This window comes from Myroides albus (genome assembly GCF_009711045.1).
GTDB classification, from domain to species: domain Bacteria; phylum Bacteroidota; class Bacteroidia; order Flavobacteriales; family Flavobacteriaceae; genus Flavobacterium; species Flavobacterium album_A.
In genome coordinates this window covers 1-22,995 of sequence record NZ_WMJX01000032.1, presented here as the reverse complement: position 1 = coordinate 22,995, position 22,995 = coordinate 1, and the positions used below count along the sequence as shown (strand labels likewise).

Here is a 22,995-nt window from a genome sequence, read left to right as displayed (position 1 = left end):
ATGCCTGTGATTACCTCTATTATACTATGTTAGATTGTAATATCCATTATTGACATTGCTTTTTAATGATTACTATTTTAAAGTACAAAGAAAATACATAAATGACAAAATACTTCAAAAAAGGACAAAATTGTTGAATTAATTTCCAAAAGAGGTTATACTTAAAGACAAAAAAAAGCTTTAAGAAATGTACCATTTCCTAAAGCTTTCAGTAGCCTTACTATATATACCTACGCCTTAGTTCAACTTTTTTGCAATCAGTTCTAACCAAACTTTTCTATCGCTAACAACAAAGACAAAGCTATCTCCATCTTTTAAATAAACTTTGATCCCTGTGTTAATTAACCACATTATCCTGGTAGGCTTAACTGCTTTAATCATATCATAGTTTATACGCACCGTTCCCGTTGACATATTAAACTTGTGAGAGTGAAAAATAAGTGCTTCGGGAGTAATTCCCAATTTCCCACCAACTGCTTCTTTCCCAATAAACATATTTGCTACGCCATGAGCCTCAAGTTCTTCACCTTCTGCCAAGGGTATTTGCAGTTTTGTAGCAACTCTTTTGGTCATTGTTTTTAGAGTAAAATAAATGATACCTGTAAACAATATACTGTAAATAATTCCCTTCAGAAGATAAACATCCCATGATTTAATTGTTCCGTCAAAAAACCAATCCAATAGTAAGATTAGCAATACATATATAAGGAAGTTAAAAATAAATAGCTTTATCTTATCTGCTAAAGAAATTCCTATTGTGTCATTTCCTATTTTCATACAAGCGTCCATTTTAGTTTGTTAAATTTACAAAAAAATACACACAACCTATAATCTAAACAAAGTATTTAGCGCTGTTCAGATTTCGGATAAAGTAAGATACAACCGCTATTTTCTCTTTTAGAATTACTGCAAACTCTAAAAGAATTAAGTAAATTAGCCCCTTATTGAGTGAAAAACACATTTACCAATAAGATCATTACTTAAAAAACAAATATAGAAATATGAATACTGCTTATAATAACCCTATTAAAATAGGTATTGTTGGTTATGGAAATTTAGGAAAAGGAGTTGAACTTGCAATAAGACAAAATAAAGACATGGAGCTCGTTGCTATTTTTACAAGACGAGATCCTAAAGAAATTGACACTACCGCAAAGGCTGTACACATAGATAAAATTACCGACTATAGAAACATTGTAGATGTCATGATTATTTGCGGAGGTTCTTCAACAGATCTACCTCAGCAAGTGCCATATATTGCTCAATGGTTTAATACAGTTGACAGTTTTGATACTCATGCAAAAATTCCTGAATTCTTTAGCACCGTAAATAAAGTAGCTAAAGAGCACCATACTTTAAGTCTTATTTCTACAGGGTGGGATCCTGGGCTCTTCTCAATGCTTAGAGTTTTAGGTGAGAGTATTCTACCACAAGGGGAAACGTATACTTTTTGGGGGAAAGGACTGAGTCAAGGACACTCAGATGCCATCAGACGCATCGAGGGAGTAAAAGCGGGGGTACAATATACAATTCCTATTGAAACTGCTTTAGAACGAGTTAGACAAGGGGAAAACCCAGTATTAACAACAGCTGAAAAACACGAACGTGTATGCTACGTTGTTGCGCAAGAGGGATCAGATAAATCTGTCATAGAAAACAGTATTAAGACGATGCCTAATTACTTTGCTGATTACAACACTACCGTGCACTTTATATCAGAAGAAGAGCTTAAAGCAAACCACTCTGCAATGCCTCATGGAGGTAAAGTATTCCGTTCTGGATTGACTGGTGAACAAACAAAACAAAATATCGAATTTGGCCTTACCTTAGAAAGTAATCCAGAATTTACTGCCAGTGTTTTAGTTGCCTTTTCACGCGCTGTTTACAAACAAGCTAAACAAGGACATACTGGAGCAGTTACAGTATTTGATATTCCACTTGGAGCTTTATCTCCAAAATCAGCTGAAGAATTAAGAGCTAACTTATTGTAAAATTTACAAGGCTTATATAAAAACAAAAGGTTATCTAATAATTAGATAGCCTTTTGTTTTATTGTATATTGAAGTGAATCTTATGTAAGCATTCCTCCGTCTACATTAATCACTTGACCAGTGATATAAGCAGACATATCAGAACCTAAGAATACACATGTATTTGCAATATCTTCTGGTGTACCACCGCGTTTTAAAGGAATAGCATCTCTCCATCCTTTTACTACGTCTTCTGGTAAAGCACCTGTCATCTCTGTTTCAATAAATCCTGGAGCAACTACGTTACAACGGATATTACGAGATCCCAACTCTAAAGCGATTGATTTAGAGAACCCGATAACTCCTGCTTTAGACGCAGCATAGTTTGCTTGTCCTGCATTTCCTTTTACTCCAACTACAGAACTCATATTGATAATAGACCCTTTTCTGTTTTTCAACATTGTTCGTTGAACAGCTTTCGTCATATTAAACACTGACTTAAGGTTTACTTGAATTACTGCATCAAAATCTGCTTCAGACATTCTCATTAATAAGTTATCTTTAGTAATACCAGCGTTATTAATCAAAATATCAATGTTTCCAAACTCTTTTAAAATCTCCTCTACCAATTTCTCTGCTGCATCATATTCTGCTGCATTAGATTGATATCCTTTTGCTTTAACACCTAAAGCTGCTAATTCTTGTTCTAATTCCACTGCTGCTTGAGCTGAAGAACTATATGTGAATGCAACATTCGCACCATGTTCTGCAAATGCCTTAGCTACTCCTCTACCGATTCCTCTTGTAGCACCAGTGATAATAGCGATTTTACCTTCTAATAATTTCATGTGTAAATCCAATTTTTGTATTTGAACCAAGGACAAATATAAACAATTTGTATTTTCTGATTCATATTTTATGCTATTTGTACGCGCTTTCTTAAAAAAACCATATAAAAAAGAGTGATAATTAACAGAGAAACAAAGTAATAAGAATACTTCATCAAATCAATATAATCAATCTTCCCATTGGTGAACTCCAATAATATTAAGATCTGAGCACCATAAGGAAGTACTCCTTGCACAATACATGCAAAAATATCTAAAATGGACGCCACTCTCGGCCTATCTAACTTGTATTCTGTAGCAATATCTCTTGCTAAATTACCTGCTACAAGGATAGATACCGTATTATTGGCAAGGCAAACTCCTATTGAGGATACCAAACCAGCAATACCAAATTCCGCTCCCTTAGGGGACTTCATCAGTTTTTTCATTTGTCTTAACAACCAATCAATCCCACCTTGATCTTCTACCATCTTTGCTAATCCACCTGTAAGCATTGACAATAAAAAGATTTCGTTCATCGATACAAAACCTTCGTAGGTTAACTTAGCAAATCCCAATACATCAAAATCACTTTGCATCAATCCAATACATCCTGCGACAACAATACCAATAAATAAGGCTACAAATACTTGTACACCCAGTAGGGCTAAGACAATAATTAAGACATAGGGAATAACAACCCAAAAGTTACTTGTATCCCCAAGTTCAAAAACAATAGTACTCTCACTCCCTGTCATAAATACGAGGATTATCAGAGTAACAATTGCCGCTGGAAAAGCCAACTTAAAATTCGCTCTGAACTTATCTTTCATTTGACAACCTACTGTTTGTGTCGCAGTAATAGTTGTATCTGAAATCAACGAGAGATTGTCCCCAAACATAGCCCCTCCTAATAGTGTACCACATAGAAGTCCCATAGATGTTCCTGACTTCTCTGCTAAACCAACTACAATTGGCCCAAGCGCAACAATAGTACCTACGGAAGTACCAATAGACAAGGATAAAAAACACGCAATGACAAATATTCCTATTGCCAAGTACTCTACAGGGACAAAGCTAAGTCCAATATTCACCATAACATCTACACCTCCTATCGCATTAGTTACAACTGCGAAAGCTCCAGCCAATAAATAGATAATACACATCGTAATTACCTTACTATCTCCGCATCCGTTAATTAGAGATATCACCTTATCATTCATTGATGTTTTATAAAAACATAAAAACGCGGTAATAATCCCCACCGAAATAGCTATAGGTGACGGCATCATATAAAATCCGCCCAATAGGATACCTGAACCTAAAAAGATGGCTATGAAAACGAAAAATGGAATAAAAGTGTAAAACTTGTTCTCTGACATACTGTAAATTAAATAATTGAAGGTTTACAAATTACTTGCCAGATCTGATAGAAATAATACTTACTTGTGAAGTAAACAACATTTTTTCCATTTCTGGCTTATCGATTGCAGCACCTTGCTTGTTGTTGCAGGTTGCTATTCTTTAGTATTTGACTAAAAAATTCTTGATAATTTGAGTGCAAATATAGCCTTTAAAATTTTAATATCAAAAACACCCCTCTATTTTAATTCTAAGGCTATCTACATCGCCATTTTATCATTACCTCAACAAAGCACTTTTTTTGCAAATACCTAATTACTTCAGTGAGCTATTTCAAAGAAAGGCCAAACATCGACTTCTCTTCAATAAAAAAGTCATCTTTTAACAAGTAAAAGATGACTGTATATTTTAAATCGCTTTCAGGTGTTTTTAAAATTTAGAATCTATAGCGCACTGCCAAACCTAAATCAGTATAAAGACCATTTCTATAAGAGTCATTCAAATATATTTCAGGTCTTAAGTCTAATGATATTTGCAGAGGAAAATCAAAGTTATACTCCACTCCTATTGTACCCGTTACCAAACCGAAAGTACCATTATCAGAATATCTTTTACCTCTGATATTTTCAGAATAGTTCCAAGTTCCCACTGCAGCACCAGCACCAGCATACCAATTGAATCCTTGATCAATATTCCACATCCATTGATAGATACCTGTTACTTTAAAAGCATCTACATCATGGCGAGTTCTCCAACCTAAATCTAATTCTAATCGATTGTTCTTAGCTAACTTTCTTTGATAAGTTATCTCTGTACCTAATCCACTATTTCCTCCAAAACGCAAACCAATGGCATTCTTTGGAGTTGATTGTGCAAATGTAGTAACTGATATAGCTAATACAAAAGCAGCTGAAAGCAACACTTTTTTCATATTTATTCTATTTTAAAAAGTCAAAGCTACTGTAATTTACAAGGAGATAAAAGTTAAAAGATTTCTAATAAGTATAATTCAACCTTTCCTTTCACTATCTGATACTACATCAATCATTTAGAACCTTATTCAAAAAAGCAATACTGGAAGCGTAAATTACAGAAAAACAACTACCGTTCGAGACTTTGCTGGGAGAATCCCTACAATTAAAGCGACTTTACTTTTCTTATTTAATAGCTTGTAGAGAGCTAATCATTTGCTCTAATTTTATTATCTTTTTTGTATTCATCTTTTTGTTCCCATACATATTCACGCCAGCCCAGATCCCTAATACAATATAATAACCCATCAATACAATATTCTTTCCTCCCACAATTGCAGAATCAATCTTTACAATAAACGGATAAGTAAAGATAGCTATCCCAGTTATGAGAGTAACGATATATACATTCATCCATACCTTTGACAATTGTAATTGTTGCTTCTTTTCTTTCGTTAGCAACGCAATATAATCACTTGTTGACTGTGTTAATATAGATTCTGGCATTAAGCTATTTAAGCGATAATAATTAAACATAAACAACATCATCGTTATTCCACAACATAGAGATCCCAAAATCACCCATAAGTTTCCAGCAAACTCAGTGTCTAATAACCATATATAAATTCCAATGATCCAGCCTATAGTAGACACGCCTATTATAGCCAGAGCCCAATTCATCTTTACTTTCTTTAAACGATAGGTATCTATAGACTGATAAACTTCTTTAATATCGCTGTGTTCTACTCTCGGAGTAGCCCAGAGCTGTTCTAAATTTACTTGATTACTTTCCATAGTTATTGAGTTTTTGATATAGTTCTTCTTTAATACGATGTACTCGAGTACGCACATTAGCATGTGTAAGTCCTGTCACATCAGCAATCTGTTTTTGATCCACCCCTTCTAAAGTCAGCGAAATAATAATTCTATTCATCTCACTTAATTCACTAATCGCTTGATAGAGTATCTGAGTATTGGTTTCTTTGTACTCCTCCTCTACACTTTTGCTCTGCCTTATCTTGCTTTCATCAGACATTACTTTTTTACTCCGTTCTATTTGTCTTAAACAGATATTTACAGCGATCCGGTATATCCACGTACCATAGCCTGAATCAGCTCTAAACTTGGGCAACTGATTCCACACATTAACGAAAGTCTCCTGTGCTATACCTTTAGCCCAATCCGCATCATTAACATATCCTAATGCCAATCGATAAATTCGCTGCCAATAGTGTGCATAGAGCGACTCAAATAATTCTTTATACATACTCATGTTTTTTGATTGGTTTTGTAATTTAGATACACAGTATGGAAATATGTTACAACTAAATTACAAATGATCTACTTAACTATGCCTTCGAAATGTTAACTGATTTAGAGAATGAATAAAAAAGCATAGATTACTTACAACCTATGCTTAAAATAAATTCGATTAGAGTTCTTTTATCTACTCTAAGATTATGATTGCTCATTGATTTCATATACCAGATAAGGTGATTGTTCTATATTAAAGAACTATTTCTTTCATGCTGTATTCGCATCAACTTTTATATTAACCTCACTTAAAATAATATATAGATAAGAAGTGCATCCTACCCAAGAATGGGTATATACATAAAAAATTCCCCAAGGCAAGTTGCATTTGAGGAATTAAGAAAATTAAATTAATACTTTTGATTTGATTCTACTTAGCGTTTCTTGAGAAACATTAAGATAAGTAGCGACAATCTTATTCGGCAACCTCCTAACAATTATAGGATTTTGACTTAGTAATCGTTTGTATCGTTCACTTGCATCCATAGTTACCATTTCGAAATGTCGTGCAGTATTATTCAGATAAGCTAACTCAAGGTACTTTCTATAGAATTTCTCCCACTTAGGCATAGATTCCAATAGGTTATAAAAATCGTTATGCGTAATCCAATAAGCTTCTGTCACTTCTAAGGTTTGCAAGTATTCATAAGAACTTGAATTATCTATAAAGTTCACTAATGCAGTTGCAAACTGATTCTCAAACGCAATATAGCGAGTAGCATCTTGTCCTGCTTCATTAATATAAAAAATTCGAACACATCCCTTAGACACAAAATACAATTTATGACTATTAGTACCAGAATTAGTTAACTGCACTCCTTTCTCATACTTCTCATAGTGAAAATAAGAAAGAACCTTATCTAACTCCTCATCAGTAAACTCAACACTATTTTGTAGGTATGTTATTAAATTTTTCATTTCATATCATTAATCTTGTAAAACAAAGGTACGATAGTAAACTAAATCTGCTATGGTCAAAACTGTCATTTTATGTTCATGAGCGAAAATCAATACCTCAGGTAACCTTGCCATAGTCCCATCGTCATTCATTAACTCACACAATACTGCTTGAGGGGGTAAACCAGCTAACTTCATAAGGTCAATACTTCCTTCCGTATGACCATTGCGCTCTAAAACTCCTCCATTCTTTGCTCTTAACGGAAAGATGTGTCCTGGACGAGCTAAGTCCCCTGGTACCGCATCTTTGTTTGCTGCTGCTCTTACAGTTGTTAATCGATCTGCTGCAGACAATCCTGTTGTTACTCCTTTGCTCGCTTCTATAGTAATGGTAAAGGGAGTCTGAAAACGACTACTATTTTGTTCAACCATATAAGGTAATTCAAGCTCATCTGCTTTATCATTTGTCAAGCATAAACAAATAATTCCACTGCAATATCGAATCATCATTGCCATATCTTTTTCGCTCATCAAGTGGGCTGAAAATATTATATCCCCTTCATTCTCTCTATCTTCATTATCCAGTAATAGAACACCTTTCCCACTTTTTAAGTTGCTAATTGCTCGTTCTACTCTCTCTTGACTATCCCACCCAAAGTGATTTAGAGTTAATTCTTGACTCATTCTTTATTCTTTTTTAGTTATTGATTCAGTTATAGTGCGTGCTTTAGGAATAATGACAAAAGCTGCTAAATAAGCCACGGGAATCATGGTGCTCCAGGATTTTAAAAAGAGTAAAACCCAGTTTTCTCCAAAACCATAATTGCGTATTAAGCCTACAAATGCCATAATTAAAGTCATTGGCACGACGACAAATAAAGTATTGATATACTTATAAAACTTTTTATCCATTTTATCTCTATTTTGTGATTTGTGATTTGTGATAGGACAAAGGTCTTCTTCTCAACACTCTCAAACATTGACATAAGTCAAAAAAGAAGGAAACGTTCTTTACAAATAGAAACAATTCTCAACTAAGCTTAACGACTTACATTCTTAAAACAAGAAAGCCACTGCATACGCAGTGGCTCCTATACATAACATAAACTAATTTTATATATTGTTTCCGTTCCCCGTTTTCCGTTTTCCGTTCCCTAAATCGCTAAAACTGTCCACCTGACACTTTCTTTACGCTCGGTCCTCCCGTTCCCTGTTCCCTAAATCGCCAACACGCCACCTGGCCCCTTCACTAAAACTGTCCACCGGACATTTTCTTCACGCTCGGTCCTCCAGTTTTCCGTTCCCTAAATAGCAGCTGCCCACACCTCTATTTCGATATCTATCTCTGATAGACCCAATGCAGTAATATAAGCAATTGTCATAGATGGATGACTTCCTTCAAATAGTTCTTCCCACACTTTGTCAAAATACTCCCAGTCAATTTCTTTTGTAGACCAAATATTAACCTTAATAACATCTTGACTGCTCAAACCCTGACTTTCTAACAAAGCTCTTATGTTCGCAAACGTATTATCTACCTGCTCATTAAACACCATGGGGATACGCCCTTCTTTATCGGTACCTATCTGACCTGAAAATGTATAGATTGTCGCTTCCTTAGGCACTATCGTCACATGTGAATACCTCCCCACAGGACTTGATAAAGTCGTTGGGTTTACTCTTTTGACTTCCTTCATGTTTTTCATCTTAATATTTTTAATTATTTTGAAAAACAAAACTATAAGGAGTTGATCATTAAAAATTGTATAAAACCGACAAGAATAGAATTACTTTTTAAACTCAGGAAAATTGAGTAGCTGTTCTTGTGTATCTAATAGATATTGCTTTGGAGTACTACCTGTGAATGTCTTAAACTCACGGATATAATGCGATTGGTCGAAATACCCACTCTCGTACGTAAGCTCCGTTAAAGACTTAAAACTTGATTCACGCAAGAGGTTTAAGTTTGCCTGAAAGCGTATAATACGCGAGTACACTTTAGGAGACATACCTACATACTGCTTCACTAAGCGCTCCAGCGTTCGCTCTGAGATATTCATTTCTTGCTGCACCTGCTTTAATGACTTGCCATATTGTAACAGATTAGAAACGTAATTTGCCTTATCGGCATTTCCTTTTTGATTCTGTAATTGCTGAACTAAAAATTGACTGATGATTACTATCTTCTCTCTTACTGTTCTGGCATTGACCACCTTCTCCAAAATGGGTTGATGTACAAGTTCTTCTAAGGGAATATTCTGATTAGCAAACTCATTGGCATCAATGCCAAATAGTGCTTTTAATGCCGTAGGATACAGATAAACCCCTATAATTCTAAACGCTCCAGAAATTCTTTCCTCTGTATACTGATTAAACTGCCCATACACGTACAATTTTGGAATAAGCTTACCCTGAACATCAGTAAATAGATTAGGACTATCTTAAAAAATCAAAGCAGGTACTCCATCGGGAATAATCTTAAAGTTCCTAACCTCTGTACTTTCCATAGTATCTTCTAACACCCAAAAATACTGGACATAAGGTCTTAAAGGTAATATAGGGGCTATTTCATGATAATACATCAGTACATACTTTAATGACAAAGATAAAAAAAAGCCACTGCATACGCAGTGACTCCTATACATAACATAACCTAATTTTATATACTATTTCCGTTCCCGTTTCCACACTGCCACCGCATTATCTGGCCCCATCGCTAAAAATGTCCACTGGACATTTTCTTCACGCTCGGTCCTCCCGTTTCCCAGTTTCCTAAGTCGCCAACACGCCGCCTGGCCCCATCGCTAAAAATGTCCACCGGACATTTTCTTGAAGCTCGGTCCTCCCGTTCTCAGTTTCCTCCCTCTTGATGTAAAGTCTGAGATATTTTTTCCAAATTTAAGCTATTAGCCATTGCAGAAAAGATATCGTAATACGTACTTTTATTCTCATACAAGTCCTCGTGTTTACCATTCTCTACCACTCTTCCCTTCTCCATAACCACGATATCATGCGCATCGATAATCTGAGAGATACTGTGTGAGACGATAATCACTGTTCTGTTTTCCTTAATCGCATCCAGACTTTTCTTGATTTGCTCTGTAGCAATCGCATCTAAACTGGCAGTAGGCTCGTCTAAAAATATAATAGCGGGATCTTTTAAAAACAAACGAGCGATAGCGATACGCTGTTGCTGTCCACCTGAGAGTAAGCGAGCATCAGACTCATACCCCTGAGGCAACTCAGTAATCTGCTCGTGGATATACGCTTTCTGAGCAGCTAATTCCACCTCTTCCATCGTAGCATGCGGATTTCCATAGCGGATATTCTCAGCAATACTCCCTTGAAAGATATGATTCTTTTGCAGTACCAGCCCTATGTGTTTACGCAATTCCTTAGTATCGTATTCTCTTAGGTCTACACCATCTAAGAAGATTTGCCCTGATGTAGGTGCATAAAACTTATCCAGTAAGTTAATCACCGTACTCTTACCAGCCCCACTAAGCCCTACTAATGCAGTAGTCTTATTGGGTTCTATTACCATAGACACCTCTTTCAAAGCATTTGTCCCGTTTGGATAGTCAAAAGAGACATTCTTTATCTCTATCTTACCTTTTATTTGTGTAGGCACATAAGTACCTGTCGTTTCTACCTCGTGCTCAGCCTCAATGATTTCAAAGAAACTCTCTGAGTAAATCATGGCATCATTTACATCGTCATAAATACGGTGAAGTTGTCTGATAGGCGCTGTCACGTTATTGAATAACAGAACGTGAAACATAATCGCCCCAACAGTCATATCACCTTTTAATACGAAATAGGCTGTCATCAGAATAATCACCACAAGCCCAAACTGTTCAATGAACCCCTTTACAGCATCAAATACAAAACTCATACGTCTTGTTTGCAATTGATTCTCTGTCATATCATATTGAATTGCTTCATGCTTTTCGGCTTCTAAAGGTTCTCTGACGAACGACTTAATTACCGTAATAGAATTAATTAAAGAGATAATCCCATTGTTTTTATTTTCTCTAAAGCTACGCATTTTTCGTCTAAACCCTTTTAGCTTACTCGCCTGTAACTGACTGACATAAAAGTACAAAGGAATCATAGCAGTACTAACCAGTCCCACATAGACGTTGGCAGTATAAATAAACACTAATGCCACAATAGCATTGGCAAACAGTGGTAATATATCGATAAAGAAATTCTGTATAAGACGAGTAATACTCCCTATCCCTTGGTCAATACGAGTTTGTAATTTTCCACTGTCATTCTCATCAGAGGTATAAAACGCCATGCGATACGTCAATATCTTGGTCACAATCAATTGAGAAATATCTCTTGAGACATAAATACGCAATTTCTCTCCGAAAAACTTCTGCCCAAACTGTATAAAAGCATTGATTATTTCTTTTGCGATTAACACCACACTACTAAACAACAGCATCTTATATCCCCAAGCCAAGTCTTGTACCCCAGTAACTACCTCATTTAAAGTATCCACCATATGGCGAATAATCAAAGCGTTTACCTGAACGGCAAAAGAGCCCACTGCCGTCAATACTAAAGTTCCTATTATTAACCTTTTATAAGGCATTACAAAAGGTTTTATCTGTTTAAGTATTTTTATCAAATTCATACTGCAAAGATAGAATTGTTCTAAATAGAAAGTATTGATTTAGGTCAATAAAAAATAATAATACTTTTTAACTATATCGATTTTTAGTGATGAAATAAAGAGTCACAATTTGACAGTATAAGTAAAGGCTATCACATTTAACTTTTAATATTGTTTTAATTAAAAATTAGTTTAATTTTGCTAAAATTTTAACACTTATAGAAATATGAAAAAAATTACTTTATCCTTAGTTGCTGCTTTAGCAATTGGTCTAACAGCTAATGCACAAACTCCAGACGTAAAGATTGGAGCAAAAGCAGGGGTTAACTTTGCAAACATAAACGGAAGTGATGCTAATGGTGATACAAGAACAGCATTCCATATTGGAGCTGTAGCTGAAATTTTTATCAATGAAAAGTTTTCAATACAGCCTGAATTATTATACTCTGCTCAAGGTATGAAATTCGATGATATTGATGAGTATTATAATGATAATACTTTTATTACAACAAGTAATACTTATACAACAAAGCTAGATTATATCACAATCCCTGTTATGGCAAAATATTATATTTTCCAAGGTTTAAACGTACAAGCAGGTCCTCAATTTGCTTTTAATGTAGCTGCTAAAAGCGCTGGAGAAGATATGAAAGATGTAATCAAAACTTTTGATTTTGGCCTTAACTTTGGTTTAGGTTATGAATTACCACTTGGTCTATTTGTTGATGCACGTTACAACCTTGGTCTTAGTAATGTTACTAAAAAAATTGAAGGAGAAACATTAAAAGCAAAAAACGGAGTATTCCAGTTATCTGTAGGGTATAAATTCTAATCCTATTTAAACATAACTATAAAGGTTCTTATCACGTGGTAAGAACCTTTATTTTTTTAAGGTCTAACAATATTGTCTGTTGATCTTCTTTTCAGAAGCAATACTGCTCATATATTAGCTGCTATGCATGGACGCTGCACAAAGCCTCACGACTTTGAGCCATATACTTAAACACTCCTAAGCCACAGATAACAAAAAAGCAATATCACCAAATTATACATTCATAAAAAAAGATTTTACATAGAATAAAAGTGAAAATTCACCTATTTTAACTTCTCTTATTGTTTGTTAATAATTTTTAAATACTTTTACAAAAAATTAACACTTAAACAAACATGAAAAAAATTACTTTATCCTTAATTGCAGCACTAACTATCGGCTTTGCTGCAAATGCACAAGAAAAAGAAATTAAATTTGGAGCTAAAGTAGGTTTAAACGAATCTAAGTTTTCAAATGCTGACGGGCTTTCAACGCGTACCAGTTTCCACATTGGAGCTGTCGCTGAAATTCCAATTACTGAAAAATTTTCAATTCAACCTGAATTATTATATTCAGGTCAAGGAGCTAAATTTGATGGTGCAGGTAGCTATGATGATGGATTATTAGAATTTAGGGAAGTAAAGGTAGAAGGAACGTTTAAACAAAACTACATTCTTTTACCTATTATGGCTAAATATTATGTGTGGAAAGGTTTAAACCTACAAGCAGGACCTCAAATAGGTTTCTTGACTACAGCAAAACTACATTATGACAAAGTTGAAATTCCTGAAGCTGGTATTTCTGCAAACAATCATAGTGTTTCAATAAAACAGATGATGAATAAAGTGGACTTTGGATTAAATTTTGGTATAGGATATGAACTACCAATTGGGGTATTCTTTGATCTTCGTGCTAATATAGGTCTAAGTTCAATTAACAAAGAAGGACCTTCTTCTAAGAATCAAGTATCTCAATTATCTGTAGGGTATAAATTCTAATTATTCCTGCAAAATAGCTATAAAGGGACTTCTTTTTTAAAGAAGTCCCTTTTTTTGTAATAGCCTATTTAGCCTATTTATTATGACCTCTAACTATTATTTGATTAATGCAATAAACCTCCTGTTCTTCTCTTACTAATTGTCTTTTTTACTGTTCTCAAATTGAACTTACAAATCATATCCAAAACAGCGGTTCGACATCTACCGAACTAAGATCAAAACCAGTAAAAACGGGAGACACAACCATTCTTCATGTCATTTGTTCGGAGATTATTCAGGGATTACTCGCTAAACATTGGAAAAAGTAGTGTTTTTACGAAGAAACACCGAACAACACCCGAAAAATACACGCGTAGCACGCTTTTCAAGAATTTATAAATTGTAAAAAATGAGAATTTTACCACATAGATATATGGTGTTTTTTAAAAATAGAAAGAAACTAATTATTTCTTTGTTTAGTATACATTAGATTGTAAAAGTTATCAGATACTAAAACGAATAATTGAGAAATGTTTATATCAAATATACGAAATAAAACAACTCTTTTAGAATCAGTTTTCTATACCCACTGTACAAAATCTTGCGACTGTAAGCAATATACCTACAACACTGTGCTAAGTCCAACGACTATGAGCTATACGCTTCCAAGTTATAGATAACTTTAGTGCAAAGTCAGGAAACTTTGCGGAACCGACACTAAGTCTTACGACTTTGTGTAGCCTAATACCTCAAATACCATTAGTACTCCCGGTACCTGGACTTCTTCCTTCTTATAATCTTCAAAACTAAAGTATTTCACTGCCCCGATTTCATTAGTGGCTTTTATCTTCTCATCTCTTAACTCATACACATAACAATCTTGTTGCATCATGATATTGAGTTTCTCTCCATAGGCTGGAGCAATGATATGGACAAAATATTGTAATCGATCACTATTCATACTAAGGCTTAATTCTTCTTCTACTTCTCGTATTAGAGCAACCTTACTTTCTTCTCCTTGATCTATCTTACCACCTGGCAAATACCAAGCTTTCTTATTGTTGCTGTACGCCAATAGCAGCTTACCTTCTTCAACAACGACCAATCCTACAGTATGCAAATCTACCCATTGTTGCTCTACTACAGGAAGATGATAGATATTCATCATCCTACCAGGTACTTTAGTCAAAATTTGTTTAACACAAACACCACTCATTTTCTCATAGAATAAATTAGCATTAGGGTCTGCATATACTTCGATATACTTAAAACCAAGCTGATGTGACATGACCTTAATTTGCTTGATTATTTCTTTACCAAATCCTTTATTTATACACTTGGGCAATAACCAAAAATGTTCTAAAGTAACATAATCACCTTTTCCTCTTAGCTCAAAGAAACCAATATACTCTTGTTCAACAAAACACTTATATACTTGCGCTTTAATCAAGTTTTCTTTTGTGATAGTCAATTCTTCCTTCCATAAATACATAAGTTCTTGGCTATACCCCCATACTTGTTTCGAGAGCATCGCTGTTTGTGTTAACATCCCTAAATCGTCTATAGTTGCGAGTTGAATCGATAATTTCATGTCTATATCTTTTGATTCTTAGTTTCCAAATATAATAGCTTTATACAAATCTGTTCATATGTTCTCTCTAATTATTCTATTTACTAAATCGCTCACCTACCCTTATTCCATAAGTAACTAACAAATAATCAAGGTGCTAAAAATAACGATACCCCTTTACATCTCTTACTGATGCAAACACCTCTATTTATCAATGATTTTAAAAGAAAAAAAGAAGTAAATTAGCTTTATTATACTTTACACAATATGACAATACGAGTGGCAGAACTAACGGATATAGAGCAATTACAACTGCTATATCAGAAGCAACTTAAAACACAACAAGTGTATCAACCATATTACTTTAAGGCTGACTTGCCCGCTGTTGACTTTCTTGAGGAAACGATAAAAAGCGACCAGGCTGAGTTTATTGTCGTAGAGCATGAAGGCCAACTCATAGGGATGGCCGCCCTATTCATTGAAGAAACTTTACCTTATGAATGCTATGTATCCCACCGTTATCTGAATTTTGCAGATTTATATGTAGAAGAAGGTTTCCGAAACAAAGGGCTGGGTAAAGAATTGATTGAAAATGTAAAAAAATGGGGCAAAGAAAAGAAAGTGGATTATATTGAGCTTTTGGTTCTAAGAGAAAATAGTAAAGCACAAGCACTATACCTCAAAGAATCATTTGAAACTGTACACAGTGTAATGAGATACAAATTATGAATTACTAAAACCTAAGAGAATGATTAGAACAGCGACTCTCGCCGATATTCAAAGCATACTACTACTCTATCGTGAACTATTCAAGCAAATGGCTATTTATGAGCCAAACTATATGAAAGAAACAGATCAAGATTATGAGTTTGTCAAAAGTGTGATTAATCAAGAGAACAATTTTTTGATCTACGTTTTCGAAAAAGATACACAAGTCGAAGGATTTGTGATCGTTCAAAAACAAGATGCTCCTATGTATAACTGTTTTGTTCAACAGAAATTAGTGTACATCATGGATATCGTTGTCAATCCAGATTCCCGTGGATTAGGTATTGGAAAAGCTCTTTTACAACAAGTAAAATCTTGGGCAAAGTCACAAGGAGTAAATTATCTTGAATTAAATGTCTTAACTGCCAATACTGCTGCACAAAAATTATATGAGAGAGAAGGATTTACTAATTTTAATCAATCGATGAGACAGCGTTTAGATTAAACCAAAAGAGGTTGTTTCAAATGAAACAACCTCTTTTGGTTTACTTATTTAAGTTAATTTCTTTATCAGTATGCATATCCTGTAAAAAAACAGTGTCATGAGAGATAACCAATATGGTTCCGTTAAACTGATTTAATGCTGCTGTCAAACTCTCCGTACTCTTGATATCCAAGTTATTTGTCGGCTCATCTAACAATAATACATCAATATTCTCATAAGCTAACGTCAAACAACACAATGCTAATTTAAGCTTTTCACCACCACTTAAAAGTGCTACTTTTCTCTGCCATAGTTCTAAGTGAAGTCCATATTGAAACAATAAGTTATTCACTTCTACTGAAGGCTTATTTAATTTATTGTAAAATGCAATTTGCTCTTGCAATGTTAATTCACTTGTCAAAAGCCCATAATGTTGATCCAAATAGACTACTACAGGCTGGGACTGACTGTGCTCAAGTTCTCCACTTGAAGGAAATAGTTCTCTCACCAACAATTTAAAAAGCGTTGATTTTCCACTTCCATTATCTCCTACTATCTTAGTTCTTTCTCCTGCAACGATATCGAAACTTAGAGGTTCAAGAAAGACGTTTGTTTGATCATATGTAAACTGTAAATCACAAGCCCTCCACAGTAATTTACCTTTGCTTATTCTCGATTGTGGAAAGCGAATATCAAAGAGACTCTCTTTGTGTAGTTGACTCTGCAACTCGCTTAGATTTCCCTTTATCTGATCTGCCCGTCGCTGTTGAACATCTAATGACTTGGCTGCGCTATTCTCCGCTTTATTCTTAAAGGCATTAATAACAATCTTGGGCAATCCAGCAGATTTTTCATTGCGTTTGTTCTTTGCTTTTTCCTTAGTCTGTTTTTCTACTTGCTTTTGTTTTTCCCTTGCAACTTCTTTTAACTCTTTTTGAGTTTGTTCTACCTGTCTATTCATTGCAGCAAGCTTAAGTTCTTTTTGTTGTTTAAAGAAACTGAAATTTCCACCATATCGCTCCAAAGTTCCATTTACTAACTCGTAAGTGAGGTGTACTTGATTCAACAGTGCTCGATCATGACTCACGATAATTATCGCTCCTTTGAAGTTTTCAATGTAATTGTAAAGTTTTAACTTGGTAGCTATATCAATGTGATTGGTTGGCTCGTCCAGAAGCAAGAGTTCTGCTTGACTCAACATCATACGCGCAAATTGTACCTTGGTTTGTTGGCCACCACTTAAAGTGGCAAGACTACTGGTCAAATCGACTTCTGCTAAGTCCCAATAATTCAGCGCTTGCTCAACGCGCTCCTCAATCCCCCAATCGTCATCTAATAGATCATAGTGTTCCGCAGAAGAACTTCCAGACAATATTGCTTTTAAGGCATTGAGCTTAACATCTATCCCCAGAGCTTCTGCAATGGTTTGATGGTGTAAATCTATTTTATTTTGCTTGAGATAAAACAGAGAGCATGTCAACTCGATTGTACCCTGTTGAGGTGCAATTTCGGATGAAATCAATTTTAATAAGGTACTTTTACCTGTACCATTATCACCTATAAGACTTATTTTGTCTGCTCGATTCAAGACAAAGTTCAAATCGCTAAATAAAGGGGAATAATCAGAATGAGAATAGGATAAGTTTGAAATACTTAAAACCATAGTTTACTAAAATTATTTAATTAAATACCTAACCAATGGCCCGTATACCATTACCTCACGGTCAAATACAATTAATCACATATTGCTGAGTATTGAGAAAATACAGAGAATCCATATCTTCAATTAAAGAATCTTTTAACCTCTTTGATAGTGAAAGCTCACTTTAATTGGTTAAACAACCAATCTTTACTCAGCTATATACATTTAAACTATGTTTTAATTAATACTGTCGCAAATTTAATACTTTTATTTATAAATATTACTTTTTTAAATTAAATTCGCCAAAATGAGAAAGTAATTATCTCTTTTAAGACTAATTGACAACCTAAAGTATTTTCTATAATATGGACAATCAAAATTTAACCAATAGATATAGTACACTTGCCTCCTGGGTATATCACTTAGATAAACCTATCGGTCGCTCTTTTGGAGATATAGAATTTTACAGTCAAAGACTTCAAGGTATTTCAGGTAAAATACTTGAACCAGCAACGGGAAATGGTCGTGTATTAATCCCGCTTTTAGAACAAGGATTTGATATATCAGGGTTTGACGCTTCAAAAGAAATGCTTGACTATTGTAAAGCTGAAGTTCAAAAAAGACAGCTAAACCCTGAATTAGCACAAGAGCGCTTCGAAGACTTTAACCTAAACAGTCGCTATGATGCTGTAATATTGCCTGCAGGTTCATTTCAACTAATCACAGATGTAAATATCGCTATAGATGTTCTCAAGCGATTTAAGGCGGTTTTAAACGAGAAAGGGAAACTTATCATTGATTTATCTCCTCTTTCTTGTTTAAGTGAACCTACCATGATGGCGCGAAGTTGGAAAGTAAAAGATGGTATTTTGACATTGACAGAAACGCGTGAAGAAGTCAATTTTTTAACTCAAACAACTACTTCTCAATTGCGTTATGAGTACTGGTCAAATGAAGGTTCTTTAAAATCAAGTGAATTAGATTATTTTAGCTTGAGATTCTGGGGAATAAAAGAGTTCGAACTGGCTTTGAAACACGCTGGCTTTACTGCAATTAAAACTTACAGTAATTATGAACTATCCTCAAATATTGACTCGCAAACTCATACTATAACATTTGAAGCATACTAAAATAAAGATCAAAAAAAGAGGTTCAATATTGAACCTCTTTTTTTGATACTATTGCAATTATTCAATTAGCTTTAAATCTTTATCGTACATCCCTACTAATACACTATTCCCCTTTTCATCAACTCTTAAGCCTCCGTAAACAGCTTTTTCAAACTTCTCTGCTTCACCTTCCTGAAAGAAAAAGCTTTCTGCTCCAATATTGAAATTCCAATTGGTCTTATTGAAAAACTTAACGTAAATCTGATTATCTCCTTTTTCTTTTATCTTAGATGATAAATCAACAAGGTGACCAATCCCCTTCTCGTCTATATTTAAAAGGACAAAACCTCTTGTATCCTTGTAAGAAGTAATAGGAGCTTTATTAAAATTGTCCTGCGTAATGCCAAGTGAATCATTTGTTTCACTTACAAATAAACTATCATTTAGAAAATCACTCATCCCTGTAGAAATCTTGTAATTCAACCTCATATAATCCCCTTGCATTAAAGATCTTGGATCAACAGGAGCTAATTCTAATAAGACTAACTGTCCTTCTTTAATCGTTTGCTCCTTTTCAAACACAGCACGAATGAAAAATAATACTATCAATACTGTTGTGATTAATATCACATAATTTGTCCTATTCTTGCTCATCTTGTTTCCAATTTTTGTGAATTACCCAATAAACACTAAGAAAAATAATCCCACTAAGCATCAAAGAAATTGATTTTGCTAATAGTGAAATACTCAAGTCGTAATAATACATTCCCATAGCCCAAATAAAAGTGCATATAGACAAAACAATACCTGTTTTAAATTGGTTGTTATACGACCATAATGCAAACAAAAAGCCAACTATAAAAGCGGGATAATCAATTCCCAATAAATATAAAAACACAGCCGTAATTACGATTGACATTCCTTTAATGACAGTATTTTGTATTAAAGCCCTATCTAATAAAATGTACAAACTACCTAATGTTATCAATATAAACACTACTTTGGTAGAGTATGAAAACAGCATTCTCTCGGAACCATAGTAAGGTAAAAACATCTCTACAGATGTCATGATACTCAAGCCTAAACAATAACAAAAAGTAGCAACTAAGATTGCTTGGTAATTGTTATTCCACCACAAACTTGTACTTCTTAAAAAAGTCTCTTTATAAAAGAGAAACACTACGCTTAAAAGCAAAACAAGTAAGAGTAAACTAAGATAATCATTGCTGAAATTCTCAAACAGTAATCCGTGACATCCTATGATTATGGCAGTAGCAGCAATAAAGGTTATAATCTGATTTTTATATAAAAACAAACTTATAGAGGCTATAACTATTGTAGCAATATACATATTTGTAGGTATGAAATCGTGCTGAATAAGAGCCGCTAACAGCAGTACAAAACCACTGATATAGAGGGCTATTCCAACTCCATCTCTTACTGCATTGTCTGTACTTTTATGAATAAAATAACAACCAATCATTGACAGTAATCCAAAACTCAGAAATAGTATATCAAAATTAGAATCTCTGGCAAAGGCTAAAGATATAAACCCTAAGAATGTTCCCATGGCAATTAAACCTCCTACAACTGATATGATCTTTATGAAAACTGTTTTCAATGCATTATCTTCTCTTTTCTGCATGATTCCAGTCTGATCGATTTCAACCCCCTTAGCTTCTAAAGAGGATAAAATTGTATTGAATTGACTATTCTCTTTCATCTTTCCAAGTTTTCTTCATATGCATAATTACTTTAATTAAGCCATAGGTAGCCCCAATAATGTAAATTGTATAAAGCAGTAGTGAAACTATTTCAAGCTTAAACCACTTTAATAACAACATAAATAAAATAGAAACGACTGCTAAACCGAAATAACTAAAAAACAAAATATTGCGTTGTTTAACACTCCAATAATAGCTTGCTCCTATCCATACACAACTCAGTATAACTGCTATTGATTCTCCCATTAGATCATTAATATCATAGTTTGAACTAATAGTGAATATCCATGCCGAAATAGAGAAAACAGCAATACAAGTACATACAAAAGCCATTATCGCAGTATAGTACTTTGAAGGTACAAATCCCTGCATTCTTCCTATTAAAAATGGAAGGACAAACAATGTGATATTGAAGCTTAAAAACAAGCTTAACACCATGTAAAAATTCAATTCAGTACTGACTTGAGAAAAGAACAAAGAGAAAGTAGTATTTACTAAGACTACTAAGCCTAACCACTGTACTGAGAATTTAGAAACAACTGTCCATGGGATTATCGTTATCGTCCAAACTAAGAATAAATCATAGGCATTGGCTCCAGTTTGATAAACTTGACCGAAAACAGCAAACAAAACTCCTACTAAAACAGATGCTATTACTAAGCTTACCTTTCGAGTAGATTCTGTCATACGGTTAGTCACACTACAATAAACAGCTACGACTAATAATCCTAATACAACAGCAAACTTGCCAAATGCTGGCATATCATTCCAATTATAGGCAAAAAAGAACACAATGCCACTTACTAATAAACCACTCCCCAAGGTTAATAAGAAATACTCTATAAAGGTTCTCCACTCATTTGAACTAACACTACATTCTTGTTCAACCAAATGTTGCAGTTCTTCACTTTCTACACTACTGTGCTCCTTGAGTAGGTATAGATCTTCTTTTGAAACTCTTTTTTCATACAATTTTTTCATAAGCTCAAGTATTTAATGATACTTAAAAAAACAAAAGATAGTACTATAAAAGTCACTATCTTTTATTATAACGTTTTATCTTGTAATATAATACACCAGTAACTTGTTATTATTTTACAGATTCTAAAATTTGTGCGGCGTGATCTTTCGTTTTTACTTTTGTGATCACATCTATTAATATGCCATTTTCATCAATCACAAAAGTTGTTCGATGAATTCCATCATAAGTACGTCCCATGAATTTCTTTGGTCCCCATACACCAAAGGCATTTAAGACAGCTTTATCTTCATCAGCTAAAAGAGGAAAAGGCAATTCATTTTTCTCAATGAACTTCTGTTGTCTTGCTGCTGAATCTGCACTAACCCCTAATAATTCAAACCCTTTATCTTTTAACTCTGTATAATTATCTCGAAGATTACATGCTTCCCAAGTACAGCCTGGTGTACTTGCTTTTGGATAGAAGAATACAACAAGCTTTTTTCCTTTATAATCTGATAATTGATGTGTTTTTCCTGCTTGATCTACACCTTTAAAACTTGGTGCTTTATCTCCAATTTGTAAAGTAGTCATTGTTTCTTTATTTTAAGATTTAAAGTAAAAGTAGACGATTTATATTTAAGTTACAACTTTGAACTTTTAATAGACTTACAATTATTTGTTTGTAAGATTGAATACTCCACAATAAAAAGATTACCTCTTTTAAAAAATAACATCATTTTTGGCAGGTAGGTTATTAAAACAAGTATTCAACAACCTTATTGTAAGTCACTTATAAATCGCTTTATTTTCGCCATACATTAAAATTGCGTATCTTGTAGGGACTTAGACTTTTCACAGAGAAAAGTGTGTTATACATAATCTATTAATTTTTAAAATATTGAAAACATGGGTAAAGGAGATTTAAAAACTAAAAGAGGGAAAATTGTAAACAAGTCATACGGGGTTAGAAGACCTAAGAAAAAAAAGGATACCTCTAAATAAACCAGAGGCTGTCTAAAAAGCCTAAAAAACAAAACCCCGTCT

General features: G+C 34.1%; 25 protein-coding genes, 1 pseudogene and 1 riboswitch. Of the genes and pseudogenes, 7 read left to right on the top strand and 19 right to left on the bottom strand.

The window, feature by feature from the left end:
- Positions 1-237 precede the first annotated feature (237 nt).
- Positions 238-777, bottom strand: a complete 540-nt coding sequence (locus GJV76_RS12190) for a hypothetical protein (protein WP_155092893.1) — start codon at positions 775-777, stop codon at positions 238-240.
- A 224-nt stretch (positions 778-1,001) separates the two neighbouring features.
- Between GJV76_RS12190 and GJV76_RS12185 the strand changes: the two genes are divergently transcribed.
- Positions 1,002-1,991, top strand: coding sequence for a diaminopimelate dehydrogenase (locus GJV76_RS12185; RefSeq protein ID WP_155092892.1), 990 nt, complete (start codon positions 1,002-1,004; stop codon positions 1,989-1,991).
- A gap of 80 nt (positions 1,992-2,071) precedes the next feature.
- On the opposite strand, the gene fabG is transcribed toward GJV76_RS12185, so the two are convergent.
- The 12 genes and pseudogenes from fabG to GJV76_RS12130 all read right to left on the bottom strand — a co-directional run bounded on the left by fabG (position 2,072) and on the right by GJV76_RS12130 (position 11,986).
- Positions 2,072-2,818 carry a 3-oxoacyl-[acyl-carrier-protein] reductase gene (gene fabG, locus GJV76_RS12180; RefSeq protein ID WP_155092891.1) on the bottom strand — a complete coding sequence of 249 codons (747 nt, stop codon included), beginning with the start codon at positions 2,816-2,818 and terminating at the stop codon, positions 2,072-2,074.
- Between the two features lie 68 nt (positions 2,819-2,886).
- A complete protein-coding gene (locus GJV76_RS12175) occupies positions 2,887-4,188 on the bottom strand; it encodes a Na+/H+ antiporter NhaC family protein (protein WP_160339118.1) in 1,302 nt (433 codons plus the stop codon).
- A 62-nt stretch (positions 4,189-4,250) separates the two neighbouring features.
- A riboswitch (SAM-I-IV-variant riboswitch) is annotated at positions 4,251-4,355 on the bottom strand.
- Between the two features lie 240 nt (positions 4,356-4,595).
- A complete protein-coding gene (locus GJV76_RS12170) occupies positions 4,596-5,090 on the bottom strand; it encodes a hypothetical protein (RefSeq protein WP_155092889.1) in 495 nt (164 codons plus the stop codon).
- A gap of 226 nt (positions 5,091-5,316) precedes the next feature.
- On the bottom strand, positions 5,317-5,925 hold the full coding sequence (locus GJV76_RS12165; protein ID WP_155092888.1) for a hypothetical protein: 609 nt from the start codon (positions 5,923-5,925) through the stop codon (positions 5,317-5,319).
- Positions 5,915-6,403, bottom strand: coding sequence for an RNA polymerase sigma factor (locus GJV76_RS12160; protein ID WP_155092887.1), 489 nt, complete (start codon positions 6,401-6,403; stop codon positions 5,915-5,917). The genes GJV76_RS12165 and GJV76_RS12160 overlap by 11 nt, the downstream gene beginning before the upstream one ends.
- A gap of 386 nt (positions 6,404-6,789) precedes the next feature.
- On the bottom strand, positions 6,790-7,362 hold the full coding sequence (locus GJV76_RS12155) for a Crp/Fnr family transcriptional regulator (protein WP_155092886.1): 573 nt from the start codon (positions 7,360-7,362) through the stop codon (positions 6,790-6,792).
- A 9-nt stretch (positions 7,363-7,371) separates the two neighbouring features.
- Positions 7,372-8,025: a 3,4-dihydroxy-2-butanone-4-phosphate synthase gene (gene ribB / locus GJV76_RS12150; RefSeq protein ID WP_155092885.1), complete on the bottom strand. Its 654-nt coding sequence runs from the start codon at positions 8,023-8,025 to the stop codon at positions 7,372-7,374.
- A 3-nt stretch (positions 8,026-8,028) separates the two neighbouring features.
- A complete protein-coding gene (locus GJV76_RS12145; RefSeq protein ID WP_155092884.1) occupies positions 8,029-8,253 on the bottom strand; it encodes a DUF2798 domain-containing protein in 225 nt (74 codons plus the stop codon).
- A gap of 392 nt (positions 8,254-8,645) precedes the next feature.
- The gene (locus GJV76_RS12140; RefSeq protein ID WP_155092883.1) at positions 8,646-9,047 is read right to left on the bottom strand and encodes a RidA family protein; all 402 of its coding nucleotides are present in this window, start codon (positions 9,045-9,047) and stop codon (positions 8,646-8,648) included.
- An 81-nt stretch (positions 9,048-9,128) separates the two neighbouring features.
- A complete protein-coding gene (locus tag GJV76_RS16135) occupies positions 9,129-9,401 on the bottom strand; it encodes a helix-turn-helix domain-containing protein (RefSeq protein WP_317162601.1) in 273 nt (90 codons plus the stop codon).
- A gap of 201 nt (positions 9,402-9,602) precedes the next feature.
- Positions 9,603-9,923 (bottom strand): annotated as a pseudogene (locus GJV76_RS16130) (DUF6597 domain-containing transcriptional factor); the annotation flags it as partial.
- 269 nt (positions 9,924-10,192) lie between these two features.
- Positions 10,193-11,986: an ABC transporter ATP-binding protein gene (locus GJV76_RS12130; RefSeq protein ID WP_155092882.1), complete on the bottom strand. Its 1,794-nt coding sequence runs from the start codon at positions 11,984-11,986 to the stop codon at positions 10,193-10,195.
- Between the two features lie 205 nt (positions 11,987-12,191).
- Here GJV76_RS12130 and GJV76_RS12125 point away from each other — a divergent pair, with 205 nt between their 5' ends.
- Both GJV76_RS12125 and GJV76_RS12120 read left to right on the top strand, forming a co-directional pair.
- Entirely contained in the window at positions 12,192-12,797 is a 606-nt protein-coding gene (locus tag GJV76_RS12125) for a porin family protein (protein WP_155092881.1), read from the top strand.
- Positions 12,798-13,132: 335 nt separating this feature from the next.
- Positions 13,133-13,774 (top strand): porin family protein, encoded by a 642-nt coding sequence (locus GJV76_RS12120; protein WP_155092880.1) that lies wholly within the window; start codon positions 13,133-13,135, stop codon positions 13,772-13,774.
- A 703-nt stretch (positions 13,775-14,477) separates the two neighbouring features.
- Here the strand turns inward: GJV76_RS12120 and GJV76_RS12115 are convergent.
- Positions 14,478-15,344 carry a GNAT family N-acetyltransferase gene (locus GJV76_RS12115; RefSeq protein WP_155092879.1) on the bottom strand — a complete coding sequence of 289 codons (867 nt, stop codon included), beginning with the start codon at positions 15,342-15,344 and terminating at the stop codon, positions 14,478-14,480.
- A 246-nt stretch (positions 15,345-15,590) separates the two neighbouring features.
- Between GJV76_RS12115 and GJV76_RS12110 the strand changes: the two genes are divergently transcribed.
- On the top strand, positions 15,591-16,052 hold the full coding sequence (locus GJV76_RS12110; RefSeq protein ID WP_155092878.1) for a GNAT family N-acetyltransferase: 462 nt from the start codon (positions 15,591-15,593) through the stop codon (positions 16,050-16,052).
- A gap of 19 nt (positions 16,053-16,071) precedes the next feature.
- Positions 16,072-16,536: a GNAT family N-acetyltransferase gene (locus GJV76_RS12105; RefSeq protein WP_155092877.1), complete on the top strand. Its 465-nt coding sequence runs from the start codon at positions 16,072-16,074 to the stop codon at positions 16,534-16,536.
- 40 nt (positions 16,537-16,576) lie between these two features.
- Here GJV76_RS12105 and GJV76_RS12100 read toward each other — a convergent pair whose 3' ends face one another.
- A complete protein-coding gene (locus GJV76_RS12100; RefSeq protein WP_155092876.1) occupies positions 16,577-18,178 on the bottom strand; it encodes an ABC-F family ATP-binding cassette domain-containing protein in 1,602 nt (533 codons plus the stop codon).
- A 344-nt stretch (positions 18,179-18,522) separates the two neighbouring features.
- On the opposite strand from GJV76_RS12100, the gene GJV76_RS12095 reads away from it, so the two are divergent.
- A complete protein-coding gene (locus GJV76_RS12095; protein ID WP_155092875.1) occupies positions 18,523-19,287 on the top strand; it encodes a class I SAM-dependent methyltransferase in 765 nt (254 codons plus the stop codon).
- A 57-nt stretch (positions 19,288-19,344) separates the two neighbouring features.
- Here the strand turns inward: GJV76_RS12095 and GJV76_RS12090 are convergent, their stop codons facing one another.
- From GJV76_RS12090 to bcp, 4 genes are all read right to left on the bottom strand, one after another.
- Positions 19,345-19,920: a GDYXXLXY domain-containing protein gene (locus GJV76_RS12090; RefSeq protein WP_155092874.1), complete on the bottom strand. Its 576-nt coding sequence runs from the start codon at positions 19,918-19,920 to the stop codon at positions 19,345-19,347.
- Complete coding sequence (locus GJV76_RS12085; RefSeq protein ID WP_155092873.1) at positions 19,907-20,989, bottom strand: DUF4401 domain-containing protein; 1,083 nt, start codon at positions 20,987-20,989, stop codon at positions 19,907-19,909. The genes GJV76_RS12090 and GJV76_RS12085 overlap by 14 nt, the downstream gene beginning before the upstream one ends.
- Entirely contained in the window at positions 20,976-21,971 is a 996-nt protein-coding gene (locus GJV76_RS12080) for a DUF2157 domain-containing protein (protein ID WP_155092872.1), read from the bottom strand. The genes GJV76_RS12085 and GJV76_RS12080 overlap by 14 nt, the downstream gene beginning before the upstream one ends.
- A 109-nt stretch (positions 21,972-22,080) precedes the next feature.
- The gene (gene bcp, locus GJV76_RS12075; protein WP_155092871.1) at positions 22,081-22,542 is read right to left on the bottom strand and encodes a thioredoxin-dependent thiol peroxidase; all 462 of its coding nucleotides are present in this window, start codon (positions 22,540-22,542) and stop codon (positions 22,081-22,083) included.
- 315 nt (positions 22,543-22,857) lie between these two features.
- Here bcp and GJV76_RS12070 point away from each other — a divergent pair, with 315 nt between their 5' ends.
- Positions 22,858-22,953: a 30S ribosomal protein THX gene (locus GJV76_RS12070; RefSeq protein WP_155092870.1), complete on the top strand. Its 96-nt coding sequence runs from the start codon at positions 22,858-22,860 to the stop codon at positions 22,951-22,953.
- Positions 22,954-22,995 lie beyond the last annotated feature (42 nt).

Bases quoted from the DNA above. Each gene is read 5' to 3' on its own strand.
- GJV76_RS12190 (WP_155092893.1), bottom strand. From the start codon at position 777: ATGAAAATAGGAAATGACACAATAGGAATTTCTTTAGCAGATAAGATA.
- GJV76_RS12185 (WP_155092892.1), top strand. From the start codon at position 1,002: ATGAATACTGCTTATAATAACCCTATTAAAATAGGTATTGTTGGTTAT.
- fabG (WP_155092891.1), bottom strand. From the start codon at position 2,818: ATGAAATTATTAGAAGGTAAAATCGCTATTATCACTGGTGCTACAAGA.
- GJV76_RS12170 (WP_155092889.1), bottom strand. From the start codon at position 5,090: ATGAAAAAAGTGTTGCTTTCAGCTGCTTTTGTATTAGCTATATCAGTT.
- GJV76_RS12165 (WP_155092888.1), bottom strand. From the start codon at position 5,925: ATGGAAAGTAATCAAGTAAATTTAGAACAGCTCTGGGCTACTCCGAGA.
- GJV76_RS12160 (WP_155092887.1), bottom strand. From the start codon at position 6,403: ATGAGTATGTATAAAGAATTATTTGAGTCGCTCTATGCACACTATTGG.
- GJV76_RS12155 (WP_155092886.1), bottom strand. From the start codon at position 7,362: ATGAAAAATTTAATAACATACCTACAAAATAGTGTTGAGTTTACTGAT.
- ribB (WP_155092885.1), bottom strand. From the start codon at position 8,025: ATGAGTCAAGAATTAACTCTAAATCACTTTGGGTGGGATAGTCAAGAG.
- GJV76_RS12145 (WP_155092884.1), bottom strand. From the start codon at position 8,253: ATGGATAAAAAGTTTTATAAGTATATCAATACTTTATTTGTCGTCGTG.
- GJV76_RS12140 (WP_155092883.1), bottom strand. From the start codon at position 9,047: ATGAAAAACATGAAGGAAGTCAAAAGAGTAAACCCAACGACTTTATCA.
- GJV76_RS16135 (WP_317162601.1), bottom strand. From the start codon at position 9,401: ATGAATATCTCAGAGCGAACGCTGGAGCGCTTAGTGAAGCAGTATGTA.
- GJV76_RS12130 (WP_155092882.1), bottom strand. From the start codon at position 11,986: ATGAATTTGATAAAAATACTTAAACAGATAAAACCTTTTGTAATGCCT.
- GJV76_RS12125 (WP_155092881.1), top strand. From the start codon at position 12,192: ATGAAAAAAATTACTTTATCCTTAGTTGCTGCTTTAGCAATTGGTCTA.
- GJV76_RS12120 (WP_155092880.1), top strand. From the start codon at position 13,133: ATGAAAAAAATTACTTTATCCTTAATTGCAGCACTAACTATCGGCTTT.
- GJV76_RS12115 (WP_155092879.1), bottom strand. From the start codon at position 15,344: ATGAAATTATCGATTCAACTCGCAACTATAGACGATTTAGGGATGTTA.
- GJV76_RS12110 (WP_155092878.1), top strand. From the start codon at position 15,591: ATGACAATACGAGTGGCAGAACTAACGGATATAGAGCAATTACAACTG.
- GJV76_RS12105 (WP_155092877.1), top strand. From the start codon at position 16,072: ATGATTAGAACAGCGACTCTCGCCGATATTCAAAGCATACTACTACTC.
- GJV76_RS12100 (WP_155092876.1), bottom strand. From the start codon at position 18,178: ATGGTTTTAAGTATTTCAAACTTATCCTATTCTCATTCTGATTATTCC.
- GJV76_RS12095 (WP_155092875.1), top strand. From the start codon at position 18,523: ATGGACAATCAAAATTTAACCAATAGATATAGTACACTTGCCTCCTGG.
- GJV76_RS12090 (WP_155092874.1), bottom strand. From the start codon at position 19,920: ATGAGCAAGAATAGGACAAATTATGTGATATTAATCACAACAGTATTG.
- GJV76_RS12085 (WP_155092873.1), bottom strand. From the start codon at position 20,989: ATGAAAGAGAATAGTCAATTCAATACAATTTTATCCTCTTTAGAAGCT.
- GJV76_RS12080 (WP_155092872.1), bottom strand. From the start codon at position 21,971: ATGAAAAAATTGTATGAAAAAAGAGTTTCAAAAGAAGATCTATACCTA.
- bcp (WP_155092871.1), bottom strand. From the start codon at position 22,542: ATGACTACTTTACAAATTGGAGATAAAGCACCAAGTTTTAAAGGTGTA.
- GJV76_RS12070 (WP_155092870.1), top strand. From the start codon at position 22,858: ATGGGTAAAGGAGATTTAAAAACTAAAAGAGGGAAAATTGTAAACAAG.